At 67.2% G+C, this 18379-nt stretch carries 17 protein-coding genes; 6 read left to right on the plus strand and 11 right to left on the minus strand.

What is annotated here, in order from left to right:
* Nucleotides 1–47 precede the first annotated feature (47 nt).
* The 4 genes from ACH0BU_RS08055 to ACH0BU_RS08070 all read left to right on the plus strand — a co-directional run bounded on the left by ACH0BU_RS08055 (nt 48) and on the right by ACH0BU_RS08070 (nt 4531).
* Nucleotides 48–923 carry an aldose epimerase family protein gene (locus tag ACH0BU_RS08055; RefSeq protein ID WP_314471755.1) on the plus strand — a complete coding sequence of 292 codons (876 nt, stop codon included), beginning with the start codon at nt 48–50 and terminating at the stop codon, nt 921–923.
* Nucleotides 920–1804 (plus strand): RsmD family RNA methyltransferase, encoded by an 885-nt coding sequence (locus tag ACH0BU_RS08060; RefSeq protein WP_296220963.1) that lies wholly within the window; start codon nt 920–922, stop codon nt 1802–1804. The genes ACH0BU_RS08055 and ACH0BU_RS08060 overlap by 4 nt, the downstream gene beginning before the upstream one ends.
* A gap of 58 nt (nt 1805–1862) precedes the next feature.
* Nucleotides 1863–2258, plus strand: coding sequence for a peptide-methionine (R)-S-oxide reductase MsrB (gene msrB / locus ACH0BU_RS08065; protein ID WP_296220965.1), 396 nt, complete (start codon nt 1863–1865; stop codon nt 2256–2258).
* 143 nt (nt 2259–2401) lie between these two features.
* Nucleotides 2402–4531, plus strand: a complete 2130-nt coding sequence (locus ACH0BU_RS08070) for a transglycosylase domain-containing protein (protein WP_296220967.1) — start codon at nt 2402–2404, stop codon at nt 4529–4531.
* Here ACH0BU_RS08070 and ACH0BU_RS08075 read toward each other — a convergent pair.
* The 3 genes from ACH0BU_RS08075 to ACH0BU_RS08085 are packed head-to-tail and all read right to left on the minus strand — an operon-like array spanning nt 4489 to nt 6262.
* A complete protein-coding gene (locus ACH0BU_RS08075) occupies nt 4489–5208 on the minus strand; it encodes a M48 family metallopeptidase (RefSeq protein ID WP_296220969.1) in 720 nt (239 codons plus the stop codon). The genes ACH0BU_RS08070 and ACH0BU_RS08075 overlap by 43 nt on opposite strands.
* A 44-nt stretch (nt 5209–5252) precedes the next feature.
* Complete coding sequence (locus ACH0BU_RS08080; RefSeq protein WP_145117803.1) at nt 5253–5684, minus strand: YcgN family cysteine cluster protein; 432 nt, start codon at nt 5682–5684, stop codon at nt 5253–5255.
* A complete protein-coding gene (locus ACH0BU_RS08085; protein WP_296220973.1) occupies nt 5681–6262 on the minus strand; it encodes an SCO family protein in 582 nt (193 codons plus the stop codon). Before ACH0BU_RS08085 ends, ACH0BU_RS08080 begins: the two co-directional genes overlap by 4 nt.
* Nucleotides 6263–6308: 46 nt before the next feature.
* On the opposite strand from ACH0BU_RS08085, the gene ACH0BU_RS08090 reads away from it, so the two are divergent.
* On the plus strand, nt 6309–6920 hold the full coding sequence (locus tag ACH0BU_RS08090) for an ankyrin repeat domain-containing protein (protein WP_046407978.1): 612 nt from the start codon (nt 6309–6311) through the stop codon (nt 6918–6920).
* Between the two features lie 192 nt (nt 6921–7112).
* Nucleotides 7113–8438: a WcaI family glycosyltransferase gene (locus ACH0BU_RS08095; RefSeq protein WP_314471749.1), complete on the plus strand. Its 1326-nt coding sequence runs from the start codon at nt 7113–7115 to the stop codon at nt 8436–8438.
* Here ACH0BU_RS08095 and ACH0BU_RS08100 read toward each other — a convergent pair.
* From ACH0BU_RS08100 to ACH0BU_RS08135, 8 genes are all read right to left on the minus strand, one after another.
* The gene (locus ACH0BU_RS08100; protein WP_500263920.1) at nt 8322–9302 is read right to left on the minus strand and encodes an acyltransferase family protein; all 981 of its coding nucleotides are present in this window, start codon (nt 9300–9302) and stop codon (nt 8322–8324) included. The two genes, ACH0BU_RS08095 and ACH0BU_RS08100, sit on opposite strands and share 117 nt — an antisense overlap.
* Nucleotides 9303–10134: 832 nt before the next feature.
* A complete protein-coding gene (gene topA, locus ACH0BU_RS08105) occupies nt 10135–12732 on the minus strand; it encodes a type I DNA topoisomerase (protein WP_500263921.1) in 2598 nt (865 codons plus the stop codon).
* 83 nt (nt 12733–12815) lie between these two features.
* Complete coding sequence (locus ACH0BU_RS08110; protein WP_296220984.1) at nt 12816–13196, minus strand: hypothetical protein; 381 nt, start codon at nt 13194–13196, stop codon at nt 12816–12818.
* The gene (locus ACH0BU_RS08115; protein ID WP_125946669.1) at nt 13196–14551 is read right to left on the minus strand and encodes a cytochrome P450; all 1356 of its coding nucleotides are present in this window, start codon (nt 14549–14551) and stop codon (nt 13196–13198) included. The genes ACH0BU_RS08110 and ACH0BU_RS08115 overlap by 1 nt, the downstream gene beginning before the upstream one ends.
* 31 nt (nt 14552–14582) lie before the next feature.
* A complete protein-coding gene (locus ACH0BU_RS08120) occupies nt 14583–15377 on the minus strand; it encodes a glutathione S-transferase family protein (RefSeq protein WP_296221597.1) in 795 nt (264 codons plus the stop codon).
* A gap of 79 nt (nt 15378–15456) precedes the next feature.
* On the minus strand, nt 15457–15870 hold the full coding sequence (locus ACH0BU_RS08125) for a cytochrome c-type biogenesis protein (RefSeq protein WP_241212746.1): 414 nt from the start codon (nt 15868–15870) through the stop codon (nt 15457–15459).
* Nucleotides 15871–15887: 17 nt separating this feature from the next.
* Nucleotides 15888–16415 carry a redoxin family protein gene (locus ACH0BU_RS08130; RefSeq protein WP_145117812.1) on the minus strand — a complete coding sequence of 176 codons (528 nt, stop codon included), beginning with the start codon at nt 16413–16415 and terminating at the stop codon, nt 15888–15890.
* Nucleotides 16412–18355 carry a heme lyase CcmF/NrfE family subunit gene (locus ACH0BU_RS08135; protein ID WP_296221594.1) on the minus strand — a complete coding sequence of 648 codons (1944 nt, stop codon included), beginning with the start codon at nt 18353–18355 and terminating at the stop codon, nt 16412–16414. Before ACH0BU_RS08135 ends, ACH0BU_RS08130 begins: the two co-directional genes overlap by 4 nt.
* Nucleotides 18356–18379 lie beyond the last annotated feature (24 nt).

Raw genomic sequence — 18379 nt, forward strand, 5'->3', positions numbered from 1 at the left:
TGGTCGTCATCCCCGCGCTAGGCGGGGATGACGATGAAGGAGGCAAAGTGACCGACTGGATCACCATCGCGAACGATCATCTGTCGGCGGCGATCAACCCGCTCGGCGCGGAACTGTCCTCGTTGAAGGACGCCGCCGGCCGCGAGCTGATGACCGACGCCGATCCTGCCTTCTGGACCGGCCGCTCCCCCTTGCTCTTCCCCGTCGTCGGCAAGCCTGCGGGCGAGGTGATCCGCATCGGCGGCCGCGAATATCCGATGAAGCAGCACGGCTTCGCCCGCCGCCTGCCGTTCACGCCGATCGAGCACGGCCCGACCCACGTCACCTTCCGCTTGCAAGACAGCGACGAAACGCGCGTCCATTACCCCTTCGCCTTTACGCTCGACGCGACCTTCCGCCTCGACGGCGCGACGCTGCGAACCGACATCCTCATCAGCAATCCGAACCAAAACGAACTGCCGGCGAGTTTCGGTTTTCACCCCGCGTTCGCCTGGCCGCTGCCGGGCGGCGCGAAACGTGGCCAGCATGTCATCACTTTTGGCCAAAATGAGCCGGATGGCGTCCGGCCCATCGCCGATGACGGCACGATCAAGGCCGGTTCGCTCCCATCCCCGCTGGACGGCCGGACGCTCCACCTCGCCGACGATCTGTTCGCGCATGACGCGCTGGTGTGGGACAATGTCCGCTCCTCCAGCGTCACTTACGGTGCGCCTGGCGGGCCGCATCTGCGGATCGACTTTCCCGACACTCCGATGCTCGGCATCTGGACCAAGCCCGGCGCCCGCTACATCTGCGTCGAGCCATGGCACGGCATCGCCGATCCGGAGGGCTATGCCGGTGAATTCATTGATAAAGCCGGCATCTTCCTGATCCCGCCCGGCGGTTCCAAGTCCATCAGCATGGCGGTAACGCTGCTCCCATGAAACTCGACACGCTCATCGGTGAACCCTGGAGCGACTATGGCCTCGTCGATTGCGGCCATGGTCGAAAGCTCGAGCGCTACGGCGACTATCGCTTCATCCGCCCCGAACCGCAGGCGCTCTGGGCCCCGGCCAGTAACGACTGGAAATCGCACGGGGAATTCATTCCCGGCAGCGACGAGGAGGGTGGCGGTCAGTGGCATTATACCCGTCCTGTCCCGCGAGACGGCTGGCCGCTCGCCTGGGGCGTCGGCCCCGGTACCGTGCGCTTCACCGCGCAGAACACGCCCTTCCGCCACCTCGGCTTCTTCCCCGACATGGCGCCCGTCTGGTCCTGGCTACGCGAGCGGCTGGAGGGCGTCAGTGAGCCTGAAGCGTTGAATTTGTTTGGTTATACCGGCGTCGGCACGCTCGCTTTGTCGGCCGCCGGCGCGAAGATGGTCCATGTCGACGCGTCCAAGAAGTCGGTCGAGGCGGCGCGCGCCAATGCGAAGCTATCGGGCATGACCGATCGCCCGGTGCGCTGGATCATCGACGATGCGGCGAAGTTCGTCGCGCGCGAGGTCCGCCGTGGCCGCCGCTATGACGCGATCCTGCTCGATCCGCCCAAATATGGTCGTGGCCCGGACGGCGAGATCTGGCGATTGGAGGAGCATCTGCCGGGGCTGATTGCCGACTGCCGCCAGCTCCTCGACGCCCATTCGCGGGCGCTGTTCCTCACCGTCTATGCCGTGCGGATGTCCGCGCTGGCGATCGGCGAGATGCTGCGCCAGGCCTTCGCCGACCTGCCTGGCACCGTCGAATGCGGCGAGCTGGGCGTGCGCGAGGAGGCACGCGGCCTGGTGCTGCCCACCGCAATCTGGGCGCGCTGGTCCAACGCGTGACTTGCACCGTGCATCGCGCGCTACCAGATGCAGGACAAGTTACGGAGACCAGTCGCCCATGGATCAGTTGAACCTGTCGGAAGCCGAATGGAAAGAGCGGCTCACGCCCCAACAATATCACGTGCTGCGAGAGGCAGGCACCGAACGGGCGTTTGCCGGCAAGTACAATGATTACAAGGCCGACGGCATCTATCATTGCGCCGGCTGTGCGCTCGAATTGTTCGACAGCGCTGACAAATACGATTCGGGATCGGGCTGGCCGAGCTTTACCCAGCCGATCGCGCCCGATGCAGTGACTGATCATCGTGACACCAGCCACGGGATGATCCGCATCGAATCGCGGTGCGCGCGTTGCGACAGCCACCTTGGTCACGTGTTTCCCGACGGTCCGCCGCCGACCGGCCTTCGCTATTGCATGAACTCCGTCAGCCTGGATTTCCGCCCGCGAAAGTAAGCCCCGGCACACGGCGGGCGAGAAGATCCGTCGTGTAGATGTTGCGCGCGCGACACTTTGCGCGCCAACATGTTCTGTTGCTGCGGCAGGCGACCTTACCTTGTTAAGCCCAGCCTAAGCTACTATCCGCCAGATCGCATCCGATGGCCCGTCGCCCTGTTCCCCGCTCGCCCTGGCGTCGACGCCTGTCGATCGCGATCAAGATCCTGATCGCGCTGGCCGTCGTTGCCTTTGGTGCGCTGCTCACCGCCGTTTACATCGCGCGGACGCAGCTCCCCTCCTTCGATGAGCTGAAATCCTCGCCCAATGGCCAGATGATCCGGGTCCATGCCGCCGACGGCACTGTGCTGGTGTCGATCGGGCCGAGCTATGGCGAATGGCTGCCGTTCGATCGCATCCCGCGGATCATGCGCGATGCGACGATCGCGGTGGAGGACAAGCGCTTCTACAGCCATCTCGGCGTCGACCCGATCGGAGTCGCGCGATCGGTGAAGGTGCGCTTTGATCGCGGTCGCTGGGTGCAGGGCGGGTCGACGATCACGCAGCAGCTCGCCCGCAACGTCTTCCTTAACAATCAGAAGAAGTTCGGCCGCAAGTTCCGCGAGTGGATTCTGGCGCTCGCGATGGAGCGCAAGTTCACCAAGGAACAAGTGCTCGAACTGTACCTGAACAAGGTCTATTATGGCGGCGGCGCCTATGGCATCGACGCTGCGTCGCGCAAGTTCTTCGGCCATGGCGCCAATCGCCTGACGCTGAGCGAGGCGGCGATCATCGCGGGGCTGGTCAAGGCACCGTCGAACTATTCGCCGACCGCTGACGCGCAGGCCGCGGTGGACCGCGCACAGGTCGTGCTGAATGTCATGGCCGAGAATGGCGTGATCAGCGCCGCGGAGGCGGCCGAGGCCGATCCGCAGGCGGTCAAGCTCGCGCCCGAGCCCAAGCAGAACAGCGTGCGCTATTTCACCGACTGGGCGTTGCCTCAGCTCGAGCTGCTGATCGACGAGACGGAAAAGCCGCTCGAGGTGTGGACCACGCTCGATCTCAACATGCAGCGCGCGGCGGATGCCGCGGTGCGCGCCAATGCGCCGGGCGGCGCGCAGGGCGCGCTGGTCTCGCTCGATCGCGATGGCGCGGTGCGCGCGATGGTGGGCGGCAAGGATTATGTGTCGTCGATCTACAATCGCGCGACTCAGGCGCAGCGGCAGCCGGGCTCAGCCTTCAAGCTGTTCGTCTATCTTGCCGCGCTCGAGGCTGGGATGACGCCGGAGACGACGGTGGTGGATGAACCCATCACGATCGACGGATGGAGCCCGCGCAACAGCTCGCGCCGCTATTCGGGGCAGGTGACGCTGAGGACCGCCTTTGCTTATTCGCTCAACACCGTTGCGGCGCGGCTTGGCCAGCAGGTCGGCTTCACCACCGTCGCCGACATGGCGCGCCGCTTCGGCATCACGACCCCAGTCAACACCCAGCCGTCGATGGTGCTCGGCACGTCGGACGTGCGCCTGATCGACATGACCCGGGCGTTTGCCAGTGTCGCGAACAAGGGTGTCGCTGTGATGCCGTACGGAATCACCAAGGTGACGGCGAACAACGAGGTTATCTATCAGCATGAGGTCGATCGCAGCCGCGTCCTGGTCGCGCCCTATGTGGCCGCCCAGATGACCGACCTGCTGCAGACGGCGGTGAATACCGGTACCGGCCGCGCCGCGCAGATCGGTCGCCCGGTGGCGGGCAAGACCGGTACCACCTCATCCTCCAAGGACGGCTGGTTCCTCGGCTTCTCCTCCGGCCTGACGACGGGCGTGTGGATGGGCCGGGATGATGCCAAGCCGATCGGCGGCTTGCAGGGCGGCGCCGCGCCGGCCCGCGCCTTTGCTCAGTTCATGACCAAGGCGGTGGCCAATCGTCCGATCGAGCAGTTCGAGACCGAAGTGACCCTGCCTGAATGGCAGCTCGAACCCGATGAGGAGAGCTATTTCGGGGAGCCGGACAATAGCGTCTTTGTCGACGACAATGGGGAGCCGCTGCCCACCGACGCGGTGCCGCTGCCTGAGGACGATTATGGCCGCGGCATTGAGCGTCCGTCGCCGCGCGCCGAGCGTCCGGTGATCGAGGATGGCGATCCGGCTCAGCCCGCGCCGCCGCAACGGCTGGATCAGGACTGGATCGACCGCGTGACCGGCAGGGACCCGCGCGCGCCCGCGCGGGAGCCCCGCGGCGAGCGTCGCTACCCGGCGCCGCCGCCCGTCGAGGAACGACCATACCAGTGAAGTGTCGCACCTTGGGTGCGCAGCCATTGACGATGTGGCGTCGGGTCGCTGCCGTATAGCTGCTCGACCAGCGCGTGGAACGCGGGCGAATGATCCATGTGGATGCGATGCGCCACTTCATGCGCCGCGGTTGCACGGCGTACCGCCACGGGGGCGAGCGCCAGTCTCCAGCTGTAGCGGATCGCGCCCGTGCTGCTGCAACTGCCCCACCGCCCGCGAGGATCACCAATCGAAACGCGCTCCACCGCGATGCCGGCGCGATCGGCATAAAAACGCGTGTCCGCCTCCAGCAATGACAGCGCCTCGCGCTTCAACCATGTCTCTACGCGGCGGGCGATTGTTTCGGGCGGCCCCGAGAGGAGCAGCAGGTCGCCCTCGCGCTGCACGATCCGCGACCGGCCAGGTTGCCAGACAATGGTGAGCAGGTCGTCGTCGAACGGAAATTGAGCGCCATCCTCAAAGGGGCGGGCGCGCGGAAGTCGGGCGCGCTGCGCCGCGATCCAGTCGCCATAGCCCGTTGCCCAGGAGAGTGCCTTTGCGGCGGAGGCACGTTTCGGGATGGTCAGGCGGACGCGGCCGCTCAGCGGGTCGAAGCTCAATCTCACGCGCCGGGCGGTCGGGTGCCGAACCACCTCAATCGCGTGGCCTGGATCGGCAAGGTGGACTTTCTGCGCCATCGATGATCCAGCGTCTCCCGGCGCACCCGGCCGAGACAATCCGCTCACAGCTTGCGATCGACCATGTGATATTCCAGTTCGCCGGCGTCATCTTCGCTGATCGTCCAGCCGCGCACGGATTCGCCCGCACGATGCACCGCCTCGCGATCACCGGACACGAGGTAATGCCATTCGGGCAACTGCTCGCCGTGCAGCCGGAGGCGATAGGCGCAGGTCGAGGGCAGCCACTCAATCGCGTCGACATTGCGCATCGAAAGCCGCACGCATTCCGACACATAGGCATGCCGGTGCTTGTAGTTCGAGCAGAATCCGGTGCGCCGGTCGAGCAGGCGGCACGCGACGTTGGTCGGGTAAAGCTCGTTCGTTTCCTCGTCCTCAAGCTTGTGCAGGCAGCATTTGCCGCAGCCGTCGCACAATGCTTCCCATTGCGCGCGGTCAAGCTTGTCGAGCGGTGTGTCTTCCCAGAAGCGCGTCATTCAGCCCAGCGTTTGATCTCGTCGGCGATGGCCTGTGGCGGTCCCTCCTGCGGCAGCAGCGCGAGCGGCTTGCCGTCCGGGGACATGAGATAGGCCTGGCGGCTGTGATCCATCAGATAGCCGCCGGACGTGCCCTTACCACGCTGGTAGAAAATCGCGTAGTCCTTTGCGGTCTTGGCGATCTCTTCCGGCGTGCCGGTCAGCCCGATCATCCGCGGGTGGAAGGCGGAGACGAATTGCTTGAGCACCGCGGGCGTGTCGCGTTCCGGGTCGATGGTGATGAAGACGGGCACGATCCGCCCGGCGAGCGCGGGATCGCTCTTCTCCAGCAGCTTCAGGCCGGCGCCGATATTCTGCACGTCGACCGGGCAGACGTCGGGGCAGAAGGTGTAGCCGAAATAGACGATGCGATATTTGCCGTTCAGCGCCTGATCGCTGAACGGTTTCCCATCCTGATCGATCAAGCTCATCGGTCCACCGATCCGCGCGCCCTCCAGCGGCGGGCGCGTCGGGGTCGCGGCGGGCGAGCAGGCGAGGAGGGCGAGGGGGGCTAGGCTGATGAGAAGGCGGACGTTCATGGCATCGCCAGCCTTGATCTGTTAAGGCCGCGATCGCAACCATCGGATGGACCTTCTGCCTGTGAAGACGCTGCGCCGCCTGCTCGTTCCCCTCCTGATCACTGCCGCCGTACCGGCCGCTGCGCAGCAGCAGTCCCAGGGCTACAAGTTTCTGGAGGCGGTGCGCAAAGCCGATGGCGACACGGTGGTGAAGATGCTCGACCAGCCCGGGCAGCGGATCGTCAACTCGCGCGACATCACGACCGGCGAAGGGGCCCTCCACATCGTGGTGAAGCGCGGTGACTCGACGTACCTGCGCTTCCTTCTGCAGCGTGGCGCCGATCCCAACATGCGCGATGGCCGCGGCGACACGCCGCTGCTCCTCGCGGTCCAATACGGCCAAAACGCGATTGTCGACGTGCTGACCGCGAACAAGGCCAACCCCAATTTGGGCAATGGCGGGGGCGAGACGCCGCTGATCCGCGCGGTGCAGAAGCGCGATCTGCCGATGGTCCGCAGCCTGCTTGCCGCGGGCGCAAACCCCGACCAGACCGACAATATCGCCGGGATGTCGGCGCGTGATTACGCCCATGCGGATGCGCGGTCCCCAGCAATCGCAAAGCTGATCGATGAAAAGCCGAAGCGGGCGGTTCGGGCAGTTGCGGGCCCGAAGTTCTAGCATCACAAGGAGCAGAATTGCTCGCATTCCCTTGCCGCACGAAGATGGTTAATCCGCTCTGGACATTTGTCAGTAATCAGTGAAGCTTGCCCCTGCCGAAGCAACGGCGCCGGGGGGCAGCTTGATGGGCAATGGAGACGCGGGGGCGGCGGGGGCACGCCAGCGCCTGATCTTTGACTTTGGTCAGATCCGATGACCGAGACGCCGCTCGACATCCTTGTGCTCGGTCACAATTACGCGCCCGAACCGGTCGGCATTGCTGTTTATACCAGCGGCATGGCCGAAATGCTGGCGGATGGCCATGAAGTTCGTGTCATCTGTGGCACGCCCTGTTACCCGCATTGGTCGGTGCTGCCGGGCTACTCCCACTACAAGGTGACGCACCGGTGCGAGGGCGGGGTTGCAGTGACACGGCTGCCGCACTTCGTGCCCTCGGTCCCGCGTGGTTGGCGACGCATCCTCCATCATCTGAGCTTCGCCCTGCTAGCGACTTGGGCGATGCTGCGAGCGTGCTGGCGCCGGCGGCCCGACGTGATTGTCGCAATTGCGCCATCGATCCTGTCGACCGCGGTGGCGCGGCTCGTCGCCACATGCGTGCGGCGGCCCTTGTGGATCCATGTCCAGGATCTCGAGCTCGAGGTTGCGCTGGCGACGGGGCAGTTGCCGGGTGGCCGGCAAACCGCCGCGCTGCTGGGCGCGGTCGAGCGCTGGGCGCTGTCGGGGGACCGGGTGAGCAGCATTTCGCCGGCGATGTGCGAGCGGCTCGCGGCGAAGCTGGGGCGCGGTGCAGCCGTGTTCGAGTTCAGGAACTGGGCTGATCCGGCGGTCGTCCATCGGGCGGAGGCTGAGTCGCCCTATCGTCGCGAATGGCGCATCGGGCGGCCGCATGTGGTGCTATATTCCGGGAATATAGCGGCAAAACAAGGCGTTGAGCTCGTCGTCGAGGCGGCCCGGCTGCTTGGCTGGCGGACCGATATCCAGTTCGTGATCTGCGGCAATGGCGCCAACCGGGCAGCGCTGGAGGGGGCGGCGCGGGGGAGTGGGGTGATGATCCATGACCTGCAGCCGACCGAACTGCTGGGCGATCTTCTGGCGTTGGCGAGTGTGCATGTACTGCCGCAGATCGCGGGAGCGGCGGATCTGGTGCTGCCGTCAAAGCTGCCCAACATGCTGGCGTCGGGGCGGCCGGTGATTGCCACGGCGGACGAAGGTACGGGAATTGCTCGAGAATTGGGCGGGGCCGGGCTGCTGACGCCGCCGCATGACGCGCGCGCGCTGGCGGACGCGATCGCGTCGTTGATCGATGATCCGGTGCGGCGCGCGGCGATGGGGGCGGCGGGACGGCGGCTTGCCGCGGCGCGCTGGGACAAGCGCGAAATCCTGGAGCAGTTTGGCCGCGAATTACGCACGCTCGTGGTGGAGGCGGGGTACAACCGGCCTGTTGGCGGAGTTATTCGGCCGCGCTTTGCCCAGCATCAGCCAGCGGGTCGCATCGAACCGATCCAGCAGCATCCATAAGGCTACACCGAAGCCAAGCGCGAGGGGGGCGAGCAGCGGCGCGCTGAGCACGTCGCGCAACGCGTAATAAAGCGTCAGGTGGACATACATGATGACGAGGCTGGCCTGACCGAGCCGTTCGATGGCGGGCGAGCGGGGCAGCCGGCGCGCGGCCAGCAGGATCAGGTGGCACAGGCCGAGCGCGGCGAGGATGCTGAAGAGCGGCGTGCCGGCGTCCGCGACCTTGAGGTCGAGCGGGCGTGACAGCGGCGCGAGGAGCGCGAGCGCGATCGCCGCGAGCGTCAGCGGCCCGCCAAGCCGGTCGGCGTGACGGTGGTGGAGGATGCCGGCGAGGAAGAAGAACAGCGCCAGCGGCACGCTGATCACCCCCCAGGGATTGGGGAGGGCGGGCATCAGCAACGCCGCGGCGAGGGCAGCAGCGGCGGTGGCGGGGAGCCAGCGCGCGGGCAGCCGCAGCAGGAGGGCAGCGAGGATCTGAGTGACGAAGAGGCAGGTGACGAACCAGAAGATGCCGAACGGGGCGACGAGGAACGTGCCGCCGAGCAGCAACCGGGCGAGCGCCGCCGGGGGATGATCCCACGGCAGATAGGCCTGATACCCGGCAACCGCCGCGATCGCCGCGTCGGACAGCGCGATCACCAGCAGCCAGGCGGCATAGGGCAGGAGCAAGGTCGCCGCGCGGCGCCGAATTAGGCGCGCGGGGGCGGGCGTGCCGAAGACGATGCCCGACAGCATGAAGAACAGCGGCATGTGGAAATGGAACATCGCCGCGCGCACCGCGGGATCGCTGGTGAAATGACCGATGACGACCGCGACGATGCCGATCGCGCGCGCCGTATCGAGCCAGCCGATCCGATCCCCCATCATCGGAGCGTAACAGCCGCGCAAGCCAGCGCAAGCGGATGCGTGCCTGTATGGCGCGCCCGGACGGGCCGCTGCGTCGACGGGCGCGGGTAGGGGGGAGCTGGCCGATAGCCACCGCGACGATCCGCTCGCGCGAGACGAACCGCGCCAGCCGATCCGTCCCTCATAAGAGGGTGACAGCCGTGGGGGCGGCCAAAGCAGATGCAGGCGGTCGGGCGCGGTGAGGCCCGGCGGGTCGCCGGTTTGGGCTGGATTGGTCCGGGCTGGGCCGCGCGGATGAGTGGCGGCGACGGCGAGGTTGCGACCGTATGTGGCGTGCCGATCCCGCGGAGCCGACCCCCTATCGCGCGACGCGTAGCTACCGCGCGGGCCCGAATGCAGATAAGAGCGGGCGTAGGTGGCGAGGGCGGGTGGGCCCGGTGTCGGGTAGCGCTGCGGATCGGGTGTGCGTTGTCCGATGACGACGCGTAGGACGCCAATTGCCAGCGCCGTGTCGAGCCTGCCGGCCCGATTTCCTGTCACGGGCGCGTGGCAGCAGCGCCGGGCGGCGCAAGCAGATGCAAGAGCGCGTGCGTGCCGAGGAAGGCGGGTCGGCGGGCCTGATGTGCTGCGTGGATCGGTGGTGGCTGTCCGCTGACGACGGCGATCCTGGTCGCGTGCGCCATACCTGTTCGGAGGATCACGCGCGGAGTGGGGCAGCTTCGAGGCGCAGCAAACGCGGATCGGGCGTTTGCCGATCGGCGCGGCGGCGGGGTGACCTTTCTTGCATGGAAAGGGTTTTTCCCGCGCCGGAACGGCCGGCCCTGCGGGGCAGGGGCCGGCCGGCCGGTGTTTATTCCGCCGCGGCTTCCTTCTTGGCGGCCGTCTTCTTGGCGCCCGTCTTCGCGGCCGGTGCCTTCTTTGCGGCCGCGGTCTTCGGGGCGGCGGCTTTCTTGGGTGCGGCCTTTTTGGCGGGCGCCTTCTTCTTGGCCTTGCCCTTGCTCGGCATGGCGGCGCGCGCGTCGATGAGCTGCGCGGCCTCCTCCAGCGTCAGTGCATCGGGAGCGATCGTCTTGGGCAGAGTGGCGTTGGTTTCGCCGTCGGTGACATAGGGGCCGTAGCGGCCCTCCATGAGCTTCAGCTCCGCCTCGGTGCGCGGATGCTTGCCCAGCACCTTGAGCGGTTCGCGCGAGCCGCGCTGCGGGCGGCCACCGCCGGCGGCGGCCTCCGCGAGCTTCACCACGGCGGCGTTCATGCCGGTTTCGAACACGTCGGCGGTGCTCTGCAACCGGGCGTACTTCCCGTCATGCTGCAGATAGGGGCCGTAGCGGCCGATCGAGGCGACGATGTCCTTGCCGGTTTCGGGGTGCTGGCCGATCGTACGCGGCAGGCTGAGGAGCTTCAGCGCCATTTCGAGGTCGAGCTCGCCCACATCCTTGGGGATCGAGGCGCGCTTGGCATCCTTGCCCTCGCCGAGCTGGATATAGGGGCCAAAGCGCCCTGACTTGCGCTCGACCGGGAGGCCGGTTTCCGGATCATGGCCGAGCTGTTCGGGCTCACCGCTGTCGCCGCCCTCGGCGCCCGCCTGTGCGAAGCGGCGGGTGTATTTGCACTCGGGGTAATTGGAGCAAGCGATGAACGCGCCGAAGCGGCCGCCGCGCAGCGCGAGCCGGCCATTGCCGCAATTGGGGCACAGCCGTGCATCGCTGCCGTCCGCGCGATCGGGGAAGAGATAGGGCGCGAGGAAGGCGTCGAGCTGTTCGGTGACTTCGCTCGGCTTGAACTCCATCACCTCGGCGGTGCGCGGCTTGAAATCGCGCCAGAAGCTTTCGAGCACCGCCTGCCATTGTGCGCGGCCGCCCGAGACGTCGTCCAGCTCCTCCTCAAGCTCGGCGGTATAATCATAGCCGACGTATCGTTCGAAGAAGCGTTCGAGGAACGCCGTCACGAGCCGCCCGCTCTCCTCGGCGAAGAAGCGGTTCTTCTCGACGCGGACGTAGGCGCGATCCTTCAGCGTCTTGATGATTGAGGCGTAGGTGGACGGGCGGCCGATGCCGAGCTCTTCCATGCGCTTGACCAGCGAGGCTTCGGAGAAGCGCGGCGGCGGCTGGGTGAAATGCTGTTCGGCGTCGACCGACTTCTTGGCCGGGGAATCGCCGTCGCGCATCCGCGGCAGGCGCTTTGCATCCTCGTCGGCGCTATCGTCCTGCCCCTCTTCGTAGAGCGCGAGATAGCCGGGGAAGAGCACGACCTGGCCGGTCGCGCGCAGCACGTTGCGCCCGGTCCCGTCCGCCATGTCGACGGTGGTGCGCTCCATCCGCGCGGAGGCCATCTGGCTGGCGAGCGCGCGCTTCCAGACGAGATCGTAGAGGCGGGCATGGTCGCCCGAGCCGACGCGGTCGCGGCTGAAATCGGTCGGGCGGATCGCCTCGTGCGCTTCCTGCGCGTTCTTCGCCTTGGTCTGATACTGGCGCGGCTTGTCGGGGACGTAGCTCGCGTCATAGCGATTGGCGATCGAGCCGCGTGCGGCATCGATGGCGCTGCCGTCCATCTGCACGCCGTCGGTACGCATATAGGTGATCGCGCCATCCTCGTAGAGCTGCTGCGCGATCCGCATCGTGTGATCGGCGGAGAAGCCGAGCTTGCGCGCTGCCTCCTGCTGCAACGTCGAGGTGGTGAAGGGCGGCGGCGGGTTGCGCGTCGCCGGCTTGGTCTCGACCCGCTCCACGGTGAAGCGCCCGGCCTCGACCGCGGCCTTGGCCTTCAGCGCGTCGCCCTCATTGCCGATCGACAGGCGGTCGAGCTTCTTGCCGTCCCATTGCACGAGGCGTGCGGTGAAGGGCGTGCCGTCCTGCTCCATGGCGGCAGTGACCGACCAATATTCCTGCGCGCGAAACGCCTCGATCTCACGCTCGCGATCGACGATCAGGCGAAGCGCGACCGACTGAACGCGGCCGGCGGACTTGGCGCCGGGCAGCTTGCGCCACAGCACCGGCGAGAGCGTGAAGCCGACGAGATAGTCGAGCGCGCGGCGGGCGCGGTACGCGTCGATCAGATCGGTATCGAGCTCACGCGGGTTCGCCATCGCCTGAGTCACCGCGGGCTTGGTGATGGCGTTGAAGGTGACGCGATCGACCTTCTTGGGCAGCGCCTTGCGCTTCGCCAGCACTTCCTGGACGTGCCAGCTGATCGCCTCCCCCTCTCGATCAGGGTCGGTGGCGAGGATCAGGCGGTCGGCATCCTTGGCGAGATCGGCGATCGCCTTCAGCTGCTTGGCCTTGTCGGCGTAATTTTCCCATTCCATCGCAAAGCCGGCGTCGGGATCGACCGAGCCGTCCTTGGCCGGCAGATCGCGGACGTGGCCGTAGCTCGCGAGAACGCGAAAATCGGAGCCGAGGTATTTTTCGATGGTCTTCGCCTTTGCGGGCGATTCGACAATTACAAGCTGCATTGGCGCCTAACTAGTGATCCTCACACGTATGCGCGAGGGTGGAGAGCGCCGGCCCCCGCCGTCAAGCCGGCGTTCTCCCTATTTCAGGCGCGGTGGATTGGTATGGCACGCCAGGCGAGGAAGAAGCCGAGGCCGAGGAGAAGGTCGATCGCGCCGAACAGCAGCACCGGCGCCGGCGCCTTGCCGGAGGCAAAGAGCAGGAGCGCGGGCACACCGAACGCGAGCTTTTCCGCCACCGAGGGCAGCATCAGCGCGCGGTAGCGGACGGGATCGCCGGCGATCACCCAGAAGACGAGCTGAAAGGCGGCGGCGGTGCCGATGAAGCCATAGGCCACCAGCTCCGCCCCCGTCGGCTGTGGCAGGAGATATTGCGGCAGCAGCGCGACGAGGCCGAAGACCGCCGCGCCGCGGAACCACCAGGATATCCAGCGCGGCGCGCCCGCCGCCGCAATGCCGCCGGCCATCAGGCGGCCTGCGCCGCGCGTTCGGGGGTGAATTCCACTTCCAGCCGGCGGACGGCGTGGACGAAATTGTTGGGCGCGATGTCCATGTCGCCGGTCCAGCGGATGTCGGGGAAGCGAGCGAAGATCTGGCGGTACGCTTCCTCCAGCTGCAACTGCGCGGTCATGCGGCCGATGCAGATGTGCGGGCCGTGGCCGAAGGCGATGTTCTTTTCGGCATTGGCGCGGGTGATGTCGAAGCGGTCGGGATCGGGGAACATCTTCGGGTCACGATTCGCCGCGCCGTAATACATGATGACCTTTTCGCCCTCGGCGATCCTCTGCCCCTCGATCTCGGTATCGCGGGTCGCGGTGCGGCGCATGTAGATGACCGGCGAGACCATGCGGGTGATCTCGTGCACCGCATTGGTCAGCAGGCTGCCGTCGGACTGAAGCCGCTGTTTCTCAGCCGGATTTTCGGTGAACAGCTTCATCGCGCCGGAGATCGAGTTGCGCGTCGTGTCATTGCCGGCGAAGACGATCAGCAGCCAGGCGCCGTCGAGGTACGGATCGGGCAGCGGATCGCCCTCCACCATGGCATTGGCGATCGCGCTCATCAGGTCGGGCTGCGGATCGGCGCGGCGCTTGGCCAGCATGTGGCGACCGTATTCGAACATCTCGGCGATATTCTTGTTGAACATTTCGATGAAGGCGAGGATCTGCGGGCTGAGCTCGCCGCCGCTGGCGATCTGCTGCGCCTGTTCGGTCGCAACCTGCTGCGCCATTTCGAGGAAGTGGATCCAGCCGATGAAGCGCTCGCGGTCGGCCTCCGGCACGCCGAGCATTTCGCACAGGGTGAAGATCGGCAGGCGTTGCGAGAATTTCTCGACCAGGTCGCATTTGCCGAGCGGGGCCATCGTGTCGAGCAGGCGGGTGACCTCGGCCGAGACGCGGGCGCGCAGCCCCTTCATGTAGCTGGCGGTGAAATAGGGCATGTGCTCGCGGCGCAGCTCCCGGTGGGGGCGGCCGTCGAGGTTGATCATCGAGTTGGTCGAGGCGGAGAAGAGCACCGGGTGACGCGTTTCCTGCGGGCCGAGCGCCATCAGGATGCCGCCCTTCTCGCTGCTGAACGTCTCCGGATCGCCGTTGACGCGCTTCACGCCATCATAGCTCGTCACCGCCCAAAAGCCGATGCCGTTGCCCGGCATCGGATGCCACATCACCGGCGCTTCCTCGCGCATGCGGCGGAAATCGTCCCACGGCTGGCCGGCGGTGAAGCGCTTGATGTCGATGAGGTCGGCGCCGGGGATCGTGGGATAGGCCTGGTCGAAGGTCGGGCCCTGCCGGCCCTCGATGATGTGATCGCTGACGAGATGCATGGTCGGTCTTCTCTGGCTGGCGGAGGGAGGGTCAGGTGAGATCGGGGGAGAAGCGGATGTTGCCGCGCTCAAGGCCCTGGGTGACGACCTCCAGCCCGCCGGACTTCACCATCCATTCGAGCCGGTGGTCGCGATATTCGCGCTTGAAGAGGCCCTGTTCGAGGAGCTTGGCGACATCGCCCATGCCGCCGGTGGAGGCGGTCGCGGCGGCATCGGCGACGGTGTCGCGCACCGATGGGCGATCATTGGCGCGGGCGAGCCAGTCGGCCAGCTTCGATCCCGGCGCCGGCGGCACGCCGTGCCCGGCGGAGCCGTTGAGGTAGGGCACGACGCTGAGGTCGCCCCAGCCGAAGCTGTCGCCGTTGAACCAGGGGCGGTCGCCGAGCGCGCGTTCGAGCCAGGCGTGATAGCCGCGGATCTGCTCGGCTGCCCTGGTGGCGAGGCTTTCGCCCAGCGGCCCTTCGGCGCGGCGGAACCAGCGCAATTCGCTGAGGCCCCAGTTCACCGCCTCGAGATGGGTGTCGACCACCTCCTCGATCATCCGCACGCGGGCGCGATCGGCGGGGGTGGCGGGGAGCAGCGCCGGGTCGGGCCAGCAATCCTCGATATATTCGAGGATGATGGTCGAATCGAAGATGGCAGTGCCGTCATGGAGCAGCGCGGGCACCTCCGCGCGCGGATTGGCGGCGAGGAAATCCCCCGCGGCGCCGCCGACCCCGATCCCGCCGGGCACCGCCGTGTCGAAGGGAACGCCCTTCTCGCGCAGCGCGATCTTCACCTTCTGCGCGTACGGCGACAGCGGGTGATCCCACAAAGTGACGGTCATGCCGCACCCTCCCCATAACTTTTGTTGTGGAAGAGGCTATGCGGCAGCGACGGACAAATCCAGTCCTATTTCGCTACTTTCACTTGTGTCGGCGACGGCGCCTGCGGAAGCTGGACCGCGCGATCCAGATGCCGATCGCGAGCAGGGCGATCGGGGTGAGCCAGAGCGGCAGGGTGACCGCGCTCATCGGCGGATCATAGGTCACGTAATCGCCGTAGCGGGCGACCAGCCAGTCGCGGACCTGCGTCGCATTGTCGCCGGCGGCGATCCGCTGGCGCACCAGGCTGCGCATGTCGCCGGCCATGTCGGCGTCGCTGTCGGCGATCGACTGACCCTGACAGACGAGGCAGCGCAAGGTTTCCATCAGCGCCTTCGCCTCCGCCTCCTTGGCGGGATCGCGCAGCTGGACGTTGGCGTAATCGGCCGGCGGACGCGTCTGCGCAGTCGCGGGGCCGGCGAGCGCGAGCAGGCTGGCAGCGAGGGCGGCGAGCATGCGGGGCAGAAGCGCGCTCACCGGGCGTTGCGCCATGCCTCGGCCAGCGCGGCCACGTCATCGTCGCGGATGTCGCCGACATGCTGCTTCACCACTACGCCCTTCCCGTCGATCACGAAGGTTTCCGGCACGCCGGAGGAGCCGAGCGAGAGCTGCACTTGGCTATCTCGATCATCGCCGATCCGCTGATAAGGGTCACCGTGGCGGGCGAGGAAGGTCGCGATGGCGGGGCCGGTGTCGCGGATCGCGACGGCGTCGATCGGAATGCCCATCGCCCTAAGCTTCATGAGCTGCGGCGCCTCCGCGATGCACGGCACGCACCAGCTGGCGAAGATGTTGAGGAGGCGCGGCTGGCCGGTCCTGAGATCAGCGGGCGCGAGGCCGGGCTTGCCCGGAACGATCGGCGGCAGGGTGATGTCGGGCACGGGCTTTCCCACCATTGCCGAATAGACCGTCCGGTCGCTCGGCCGGCGAAGCTCGCGCACGGCGAAGCCGGCGAGGACGAGGAACACGACCAGCGGTAGCCAGAGGAGCCAGCGCTTCATGCCCAGGCGAGCGCCTCCGCCGCCTCATCCGCGCGCTTCTTCTGCCGGCGATCGCGCAGCCAGTGGCCGAGGATCGACAGCGCGCCGCCCAGCGCGATCAGCCCGCCGCCATACCAGATCAGCGTCACCCAGGGTTTCCACCACAGCCGCAGCTGCCAGCGGCCCGCGCCATCGGGCTGGCCGATGACGGTGTAGAGCTGGCCGTCCGCGCTGGTGAGGATCGCGCTTTCGTTGGTGGTCGTCGGCGGGTTGGAGAAATAGCGCGATTGCGGGGCGAGGAAGGTGACCGGGCCGTCGCCGCGCTGCACCTCAAGCCGGGCCTCCAGCGCGGTCCAATTGTCGCCGATCACCGGGCGGATACCGCGCAAGGTGACGCGATAGGGGCCGACGCGCGCCGGCTCCCCGACGCCGGCCGCGACCAGCGTCTCGCGGGTATAGGCCGAGGATGCGGCCATGCCGACGAGGCTCACCGCGATGCCGAGATGGGCGACGACCATGCCATAGACGAACAGCGGCGTACGGCGCAGGTTGCGGCCGAACAGCGGCGCGACGCTGGCGACCGCGAGCCCGGCGGCAAGCGCGATCGCGATCAGCGGCATGATGCCGATCCCGCCGCCGAACACGACCAGCGCCGCGGCGGTGAAGACGGTGGCGGCGATCGGCCAGGTCATCCGCTGCAGGAGCGCCTGAGCATCATCCTTGCGCCAGCGCAGCAGCGGCCCGACCGCCATGATCGCCACGAGGATGAGCGCGATCGGCCCGGCGGCCTTTTCGAAGAAGGGCGGGCCAACCGACAATTGCGTGCCCATCGCGGCGGCGACGATCGGGTAGAAGGTGCCGATCAGGACGATGCCGAGGATCACTGAGAGGAGGAGGTTGTTGGCCACCAGACTCCCCTCGCGGCTCAATAGCTCGAACGTATTGCCCGCCCGCACCACGCCGATGCGCGTCGCGAACAGCGCCAGCGCGCCGCCGATGTAGAGCGACAGCAGCACCAGGATGAACAGGCCGCGTTCGGGATCGACGGCAAAGGCGTGGACGCTCGTCAGAATGCCCGAGCGGACCAGGAACGTGCCGAGCATCGACATGGAGAAGGCGACCACCGCCAGCATCACCGTCCAGGCGCGCAGCCCATCGCGGGTGGCGAGCACGCTGACCGAATGGAGCAGGGCGGTTGCGGCAAGCCACGGCATCAGCGAGGCGTTCTCGACCGGGTCCCAGAACCACCAGCCGCCCCAGCCGAGCTCATAATAGGCCCAATAGCTGCCCGCGGTGATGCCGATCGTCAGGAACACCCAGGCGGCGAGCACCCAGGGGCGCATCGCGCGAGCGAAGGTGGGGCCGACGTCGCGGGTGACGAGCGCGCCGACCGCGAAGGAGAAGGCGACCGACAGGCCGACATAGCCGGCGTAGAGCGTCGGCGGGTGGAAGGCGAGGCCGGGGTCCTGCAGCAGCGGATTGAGCCCCTGACCGTCCGCCGGCGGATTGACCAGCCGCGCGAACGGGTTCGAGGCGAAGAGCAGGAAGGCGTAGAAGCCGAGCGCGATCAGCGCCTGCGCGCCGAGTGTCGCCGTCAGCGTGCGTTCGGCGAGGCGGCGTTCGAGCGCAGCGACCGCGGCGCCCGCGAGGCCGAGGATGGTGACCCACAGGAGCATCGAGCCTTCATGGTTTCCCCAGGCGCCGGCGAATTTGTAGAGCCACGGCTTGGCCGAATGGCTGTTCGCCACGACCAAGGCGACCGACATGTCCGATTGGAGGAACACGCCGATCAGCGCGGCCATGGCGACCAGCGACAGCCCGCCCTGGACGATCGCGACGGGGCGCACCGCCCTGGCGAGCGTATCGTCGCCGCGCCTCACCGCCAGCGCGGCGAGCAGCAATTGCATCGCCGCGAGCGCGGCAGCGAACCACAGGGCGGCGAGGCCGGCTTCCGCCATCATGCGGGGATGCCCGCTTCGCGCGTG

The organism is Sphingomonas olei (assembly GCF_045369765.1).
GTDB classification, from domain to species: domain Bacteria; phylum Pseudomonadota; class Alphaproteobacteria; order Sphingomonadales; family Sphingomonadaceae; genus Sphingomonas; species Sphingomonas panaciterrae.